This is a genomic window from Pseudomonas onubensis (genome assembly GCF_965653655.1).
GTDB lineage: Bacteria > Pseudomonadota > Gammaproteobacteria > Pseudomonadales > Pseudomonadaceae > Aquipseudomonas.
This window is the reverse complement of sequence record NZ_CBFHAZ010000174.1, coordinates 1-7,414: the sequence shown is the minus strand read 5'-3', so window position 1 is coordinate 7,414 and position 7,414 is coordinate 1. Positions and strand designations below refer to the sequence as shown.

The 7,414-nt window shown below is 59.8% G+C and carries 6 protein-coding genes; 5 read left to right on the top strand and 1 reads right to left on the bottom strand.

Annotated elements, in window-relative coordinates:
* Positions 1 to 389: 389 nt before the first annotated feature.
* Positions 390 to 1,286 carry a helix-turn-helix domain-containing protein gene (locus tag ACTD9P_RS29105; protein ID WP_438870351.1) on the bottom strand — a complete coding sequence of 299 codons (897 nt, stop codon included), beginning with the start codon at positions 1,284 to 1,286 and terminating at the stop codon, positions 390 to 392.
* 139 nt (positions 1,287 to 1,425) lie between these two features.
* Between ACTD9P_RS29105 and ACTD9P_RS29100 the strand changes: the two genes are divergently transcribed.
* From ACTD9P_RS29100 to ACTD9P_RS29080, 5 genes are all read left to right on the top strand, one after another.
* Positions 1,426 to 2,784, top strand: a complete 1,359-nt coding sequence (locus tag ACTD9P_RS29100) for a glutamine synthetase family protein (protein WP_438870350.1) — start codon at positions 1,426 to 1,428, stop codon at positions 2,782 to 2,784.
* Positions 2,785 to 2,807: 23 nt separating this feature from the next.
* On the top strand, positions 2,808 to 3,896 hold the full coding sequence (locus tag ACTD9P_RS29095; RefSeq protein ID WP_169987705.1) for a polyamine ABC transporter substrate-binding protein: 1,089 nt from the start codon (positions 2,808 to 2,810) through the stop codon (positions 3,894 to 3,896).
* Positions 3,893 to 5,185 carry an NAD(P)/FAD-dependent oxidoreductase gene (locus ACTD9P_RS29090; RefSeq protein ID WP_438870349.1) on the top strand — a complete coding sequence of 431 codons (1,293 nt, stop codon included), beginning with the start codon at positions 3,893 to 3,895 and terminating at the stop codon, positions 5,183 to 5,185. Before ACTD9P_RS29095 ends, ACTD9P_RS29090 begins: the two co-directional genes overlap by 4 nt.
* 164 nt (positions 5,186 to 5,349) lie before the next feature.
* Entirely contained in the window at positions 5,350 to 6,030 is a 681-nt protein-coding gene (locus tag ACTD9P_RS29085; RefSeq protein WP_438870348.1) for a hypothetical protein, read from the top strand.
* A gap of 10 nt (positions 6,031 to 6,040) precedes the next feature.
* A complete protein-coding gene (locus tag ACTD9P_RS29080) occupies positions 6,041 to 6,925 on the top strand; it encodes an EamA family transporter (RefSeq protein ID WP_438870347.1) in 885 nt (294 codons plus the stop codon).
* The last annotated feature ends 489 nt before the right edge of the window (positions 6,926 to 7,414 follow it).

Sequence of the window (7,414 nt, the reverse complement as noted above, 5' to 3'; positions counted from 1 at the left end):
GTGTGTCAGGTAATACTTTTATAACTGAACCACCGCTTTCGCGAGCAAGCCCGCTCCCACAGTTGACTGCATCCAACCTTGATGGCGAGGTCGGCAGTTGCTGTTGTTGTTGTTGTTGCCCTTACATCCTTTTCGATGACGAAGTCAGCGGTCTTTTGATCTGCGCTTGTGATCGTGATCTTGATCTGAAATCGCCCCCCAAATCACTGGTGGATTGCGGGCATGCCGAGCCTAAGCGAGGAACCGAGTGTTGGGGCGAAGACTTTTTGGTTACTTTTGGCTGGGCCGGCATTCCGGTCTTTCCAAAAGTGAGCCGCCGTAAGGGCGGAACCCTAAGCGGCCGTGACCGCAGCAACGGATATGTACACAGCCAACCCCAAAAACACACCTCAGCCCGAGCGCCTGAGCGTCTCACTGGGCAACTCCCGAAACAACGCCCGATAACTATGTGAAAACCGCCCCAAATGCCAGAACGACCAATTCATCGCCACCTCAGCTACCGTGGCCTCAGCTGAACTCAGTAGCTCACGCCGCGCCCCGTTCAACCGTCGCAAGCGCAACCACTGCGCCGGGCTCAGGCCGGTGTAAGTCTTGAAGCCTTGCTGCAACTGACGCAACGGCACACCGGCAATCTGCGCCAGTTCCAGCAGGTTGACGGTTTCATCCGGCGCATCCGCCGCCCATTCGCCGATGCGCGCCATCAACAGGCGCTCGGCGCTGCGTCGCTGCAAGGAGCTGCGGTCCAGGCACACACAGGCGTTGTCGAGAATGAACAGGCAGTCATCAAGCAGTTGCTGGGTGAGGGCATCACGGCCGATAGGGTCAGTCAGCGCGGACAGCCGCGTCAGCGTGCCACTGAGCCAACGGGTGAACAGCGCGTTCTGCTGGCACGTCAGCGGTGCCATGAACAACCCCTCGAGTTTCGCCACATCCAGGCCATGGCGCTGCACAAACTGGGGGCCGAACACCACCGCCACTTCGCGGTAGTTTTCCGGGGTGATCCAGGTGTTGCGGCTCTCGCCATTGAGCATGTACAGCGCGTTGTCGCTGCCGTCGAAACAGAACGCCAGCGAGCCGGGAGGCGCATTGAAATGCTGCTCCACGCGCGTGTTCATGCACTCTTCGTAGACCTCGACGCCGTGCAGGTCGAGGTAGCGGATCTGCCCGGCAAAATGGCCGGGGGACATTTGTTGGTACTGCTGCACCCAACCGGGTGTCGCACTGCATTGAGCGGCCACATCACCGGTGGTGAAGGCCTGTACGCGCAAAGCTGTTGCCTGTGTCATGGGTAACCTGGGCGCACTCTATTGGTGCGTTGTGGTTCGTGCAAAGTGGATAGATGCCATTTGAAGGCTGGCCCAAGATAGACCTCAATGCGCCGGGAGTACAAGTCGGCGCGTGCAACCAACCCATGACGAGGTCCTTATGAACGCCCCCTTCGATCAGCTGTCCGCCTGGCTGAAAGAACACAAGATTACCGAAGTCGAATGCGTGATCAGTGATTTGACTGGCATCGCACGCGGCAAGATTGCGCCCACCAACAAGTTCCTGCATGAGCGAGGCATGCGCCTGCCGGAAAGTGTGTTGCTGCAAACGGTGACCGGGGACTTTGTCGACGACGATATCTACTACGACCTGCTCGACCCTGCCGACATCGACATGATCTGCCGCCCGGTGTCCAACGCCACTTACGTGGTGCCGTGGGCGATCGAACCCACCGCGATCGTGATCCACGACACCTTCGACAAGCAGGGCAACCCCATCGAGTTGTCGCCGCGCAATGTGCTGAAAAAAGTCCTGCAGCTCTACACCGACAAAGGCTGGCAGCCGATTGTCGCGCCGGAAATGGAGTTCTACCTGACCCAGCGCTGCGAAGACCCGGACCTGCCGTTGAAAACTCCGGTGGGCCGTTCGGGCCGTGCCGAAACCGGGCGCCAGTCGTTTTCCATCGACGCCGCCAACGAATTCGACCCGCTGTTCGAAGATGTCTATGACTGGTGCGAACTGCAGGGCCTGGACCTCGACACGCTGATCCACGAAGACGGCCCGGCGCAGATGGAAATCAACTTCCGCCATGGCGATGCCCTCGACCTGGCCGACCAGATCACCGTGTTCAAACGCACCCTGCGTGAAGCCGCGCTCAAGCACAACGTGGCGGCGACCTTTATGGCTAAGCCGGTGGCCGACGAGCCGGGCAGCGCCATGCACCTGCACCAGAGCGTGGTGGATATCGCCACAGGCAAGCCGGTGTTTGTCGACGCCGACGGCAAGATGAGCCAGCTGTTCTTGCATCACATCGGCGGCTTGCAAAAGTACATTCCCAAACTGCTGCCGATGTTCGCGCCGAACGTGAACTCGTTCCGCCGCTTTTTGCCGGACACCTCGGCGCCGGTCAACGTGGAGTGGGGCGAAGAAAACCGCACCGTCGGCCTGCGTGTGCCGACCTCCAGCCCCGACGCGATGCGCGTGGAAAACCGCCTGCCGGGCGCGGATGCCAACCCCTACCTGGCGATTGCCGCGAGTTTGCTGTGCGGCTACCTGGGCATGATCGAGCAGATTGACCCGAGCGCGCCGGTGGAAGGCCGTGCCTACGAACGCCGCAACCTGCGCCTGCCGTTCACCCTCGAAGATGCGCTGGCGCGCATGGAGGACTGCGACACGGTCAAACAGTACCTGGGCGACAAGTTCGTGCGTGGTTATGTGGCGGTCAAGCGCGCCGAGCACGAGAATTTCAAGCGGGTGATCAGTTCCTGGGAGCGTGAGTTCCTGCTGTTGAGCGTCTAACAAACCAATAAAGGGGTGTCGATATGCGTCTTGTGAAAAAGCTTCTCCCGCTGGCTCTTGTCGCGGCGTTCAGCAGCAGCGGCCAGGCCGCCCAGACGGTCAGCGTCTATAACTGGACCGACTATATCGGCGAGACCACCTTGGCCGATTTCCAGGCCAAGACCGGGATCAAGGTGATCTATGACGTGTTCGACTCTAACGAAACCCTGGAAGGCAAGTTGCTCGCCGGGCGCACCGGCTATGACGTGGTGGTGCCGTCCAACCACTTCCTGGCCCGCCAGGTAAAAGCCGGCGCGTTCTTGAAGCTCGACCGTTCGCAGCTGCCCAACTTCAAGAACCTCGACCCCAAACTGCTCAAGCTGCTGGAGAAAAACGACCCCGGCAACGCGCATTCGGTGCCGTACCTGTGGGGCACCAATGGCATCGGCTACAACGTCGACAAGGTCAAGCAGGTGCTGGGCATCGACCATATCGACTCATGGGCGGTGCTGTTTGAACCCGAGAACATCAAGAAGCTGCACGAGTGCGGCGTGGCTTTCCTGGATTCAGCCGATGAACTGTTCCCGGCGATCCTCAACTACATGGGCAAAGACCCGCGCAGCGAAAACCCCGAGGATTACAAACAGGCCGAAGCCAAGCTGCTGACGCTGCGCCCGTACATCACCTACTTCCATTCTTCCAAGTACATCTCGGACCTGGCCAACGGTGATATCTGCGTGGCCTTCGGCTATTCAGGCGACGTGTTCCAGGCCGCCAACCGCGCCAAGGAAGCCAGGAACGGCGTGAATATCGCCTACTCGATTCCCAAGGAAGGCTCCAACCTGTGGTTCGACCTGCTGGCGATTCCTGCCGATGCCGGCAACCCGAAAGAAGCCCACGCCTTTATCAATTATCTGCTCGACCCAGAGGTGATCGCCAAGGTCAGTGCCGCGGTCGGTTATGCCAACGCCAACCCGGCGGCCAAGCCCTTCATGGCGCCGGAACTGGTGAATAATCCTGAGGTGTACCCGTCCCAGGAAGTGCTCGACAAACTGTATATTTCCACCACGCCGACCCCGGCGACCATGCGCCTGATGACCCGCGCCTGGAGCAAAGTGAAGACCAACAAATGATCCAGTCCAAAGACCATGCCCGGTCCTACTACCGGGCTTCGGCCAACGCCATGCCGGAGCGCCCGTCACTGGGCGCCGACCTGAGCGCTGATGTGTGCGTGATCGGCGGCGGGTTCACCGGCGTCAACACCGCCATCGAACTGGCCCAGCGTGGGCTTTCGGTGATCCTGCTGGAGGCCCGGCGCATCGGCTGGGGCGCCAGTGGGCGCAATGGCGGGCAGTTGATTCGTGGCATCGGCCATGACGTGTCGGGGTTCGCCAAGTATGTGGGCGAGGAGGGCGTGCGTTACCTGGAGCGCGCCGGGATCGACTCGGTGGCGCTGGTGGGCGAGCGTATCGCCCAGCACAGCATTGACTGCGATTTGCGTTGGGGCTTTTGCGAACTGGCCAACACCCCGGCGCAGTTTGCCGCATTCCAAGGCGAGCAGGCGGGCCTGGCGGCGCTGGGGTATGCCCCTGAAACCCGACTGGTCGGCCCGCAAGACATGGCGCAGGTGGTGGGCTCCAGCGTCTACGCTGGCGGCCTGGTGGACATGGGCTCCGGGCACTTGCACCCGCTTAACCTGGTGCTCGGCGAGGCACAGGTGGCCGAGTCGCTGGGGGTGAAGATTTTCGAACAGACCCCAGTGCTGGAGCTTGTACACGGCGATACGGTGCAGGTGCGTTGCGCCGCCGGCACGGTGCGCGCGGCTAATCTGGTACTGGCCTGTAACGCGCACTTGGAGGAACTGGAACCGCGCTTGAGCGGCAAGGTGCTGCCGGCGGGCAGCTACATTATTGCCACCGAACCGCTGTCGGTCGAGGTGGCCCAGCAGCTGATCCCGCAAAACCTCGCCCTGTGCGACCAGAAAGTCGGGCTCGATTACTACCGGCTCTCGGCTGATCGGCGCCTGTTGTTCGGCGGCGCCTGCCATTACTCGGGGCGTGACCCTGCGGATATTGCCGCGTATATGCAGCCCAAGCTGCTCAAGGTGTTCCCGCAGTTGGCAGGCACTGCCATCGAATTCCAGTGGGGCGGCAAGATCGGCATCACCGCCAACCGCTTTCCCCAGGTCGGGCTCCTCAAGCACTACCCGAATGTGTTCTATGCCCAGGGCTATTCCGGGCATGGCCTGAACGTGACCCACTGGTGCGCGCGCCTGCTCGCCGAAGGCATTCACGCCGGCGCCAGCCACGGCCTGGATATCTTCAGCCAAGTGCCGCACATGACCTTCCCCGGTGGTAAAGCCTTGCGCTCGCCGCTGCTGGCGTTGGGGATGTTGTGGTATCGGTTGCGGGAAATGCTCTGACTTGACCTCGCGTTTAACCTTTCGAGCGTGATGGGGAAGTGATGAAGTGCCTGTGTGCAGGCACTTTTTCTACGGTATTGCTACTGACCGTACGGTTAGTTACCCGCCGCGCAATTCTTACGTAGATTCTGCCCCGCACAAAACACTGTCCAGGGAGGATGCCTATGTTTGACGTCAATCAACACCGACACGATTACTTCTACAACCTTGCCACGGTTATCGGCGGGATAATTCCCGATGACCTGTGCGATACGCTCGCGGCGCGTGTCAACAACATCATTGCGGTACAGGGCGTCGACTGGGTCAAGCACCAGGGCCTGGGCACCGACGCCGTTTCGGATCTGGGCGGGGTGTACAACCACCACATCTTCAAGGGCGACGACATTCGGCGATATGTACCGGAACTGACCGCGATCTACCACAGCCTGGTGCCGCTGATCAGCCTCATTACGCATACCGACACGGTGGTGTCGCCGTACCCGCTTTCCGATATCAATATCAAAGCCTATCCGGCCGGTGGTGGCACCCTTGGTCTGCATTACGACACCAATGGCATCACCGTGTTGCTGTTTCTCACCACTAACCAGGAAGCGCCGCTGTGCATGCAGGTCGAGCGCCACCATCCCAGCCAGGAAAAGCCCTGGATCGAGCACCGCAGGATTTTTGCCACCAAGGGTTCGTTGTTGATCATGCAGGGTCGCAAGACCCTGCATCACAGCGAGCCGACGGTGACCGAGCAAAAGCTTTCGGTGGTGTACAACTACTACGAGCGCGACGACACCTACCGCCACGAAGACTTCGACAACTTCGTTTACTTCGGCAAGCAGCCGAAGACCTTGGTTTAAGGGGCGCGGAATGCCATTGAGCAAGCGCGACCTGATGGCCGGGTTGGTTGTCACGATCATCTGGGGCGCCAACTTTTCGGTGATCGGCCTGGGGCTGCAATCACTCGACCCCTTTATGCTAACGCTGTTGCGGTTCACGTTTTGCGCGCTGCCGTTGGTGCTTTTTATCCCCAAGCCGCGGGGCGTTTCCTACACCACGTTGGCGGCCTATGGCGTGCTGTTTGGTGCGGGGCTTTGGGGGGTGGTGAATGTGGCGATGCAGCATGGGTTGTCGGCGGGGATGTCTTCGGTGTTCCTGCAGTTCAGTGCGTTTTTCACCATCATCATGAGCCGGTTGTTTTTGCAGGAACCGATCAGTCGTGTGCACGGGGCGGGGATGCTGTTTTGCGTGGTGGGGTTGTTGATGATCCTGCACGTGTCGGAACAGGTTTCGACCACCCTGGGTATTTTGCTGGTGTTGGTGGCGGCGTTGTCGTGGTCGTTGTGCAACTTGATCGTCAAGGTTAACCGGCCTGAGGACATGGTTGCCTTTATCGTCTGGTCGAGCCTGTTTTCGATTCCGATCCTGTTGGTGATGACGTTGTATTTTGAGGGCGTCGAGCCGTTTTGCGATCTGCTGGGGGACTTGACCTGGGGGGCCGGGTTTTCGATTGTGTTCCAGTGCTATATCACCACCCTCGTCGGTTACCGGGTCTGGAACAACCTGATGAAAAAATACCCGGCCTCGGTGGTGGCGCCGTTGTCGCTGATGGTGCCGGTGTCGGGGTTGCTCACCTCCTGGTGGTTCTTTGGTGAACAGCTAAGTCCGGGGCAGGGGGTTGCGATTGGGTTGGTGTTTGTGGGGATAGCGATTTTCGTTAATTCGGCGGGGATTATGGGTAGGTTGGGGCGGTAGTGGGTATGGGTGTATATCCGTTATTTGGGTAACGGCTGATATTGGTTCCGCTCTTACAGCGGGTCACTTTTGTAAAGACCGGAATGCCGGCCCAGACAAAAGTAACCAAAAAGTCTTCGCCCCACCACTCGGTGCCTCGCTTAGGCTCGGCATGCCAGAACGAAGGCTTGAATCCGTGGGTAACCCGGCGTCCTGCCGGGTTACCCACGGATTCAAGCCTGCGTTCGGCCAGCGTGGTTAACGGGGCGTCTCAGATCACAATCAAAAGCAGAGCACGGCGGCCTGAAAGCCGACCTGAGTGGTTGAAACAAAAGCCAGATCAAGTGCAAGGCAAAGGCATCTCTAACTGATGCAACACAGTCTAAATGTGGGAGGCCCCGCCACCTCTTCGATGTAGCGCTGTCGCGCATCAAACTGGTTCATCGTAAGGTTGAAGAACGCGGGCGGGGCAAAGGCCGTAACCAGCACTGGTGTGCCAGCACCCGAGTG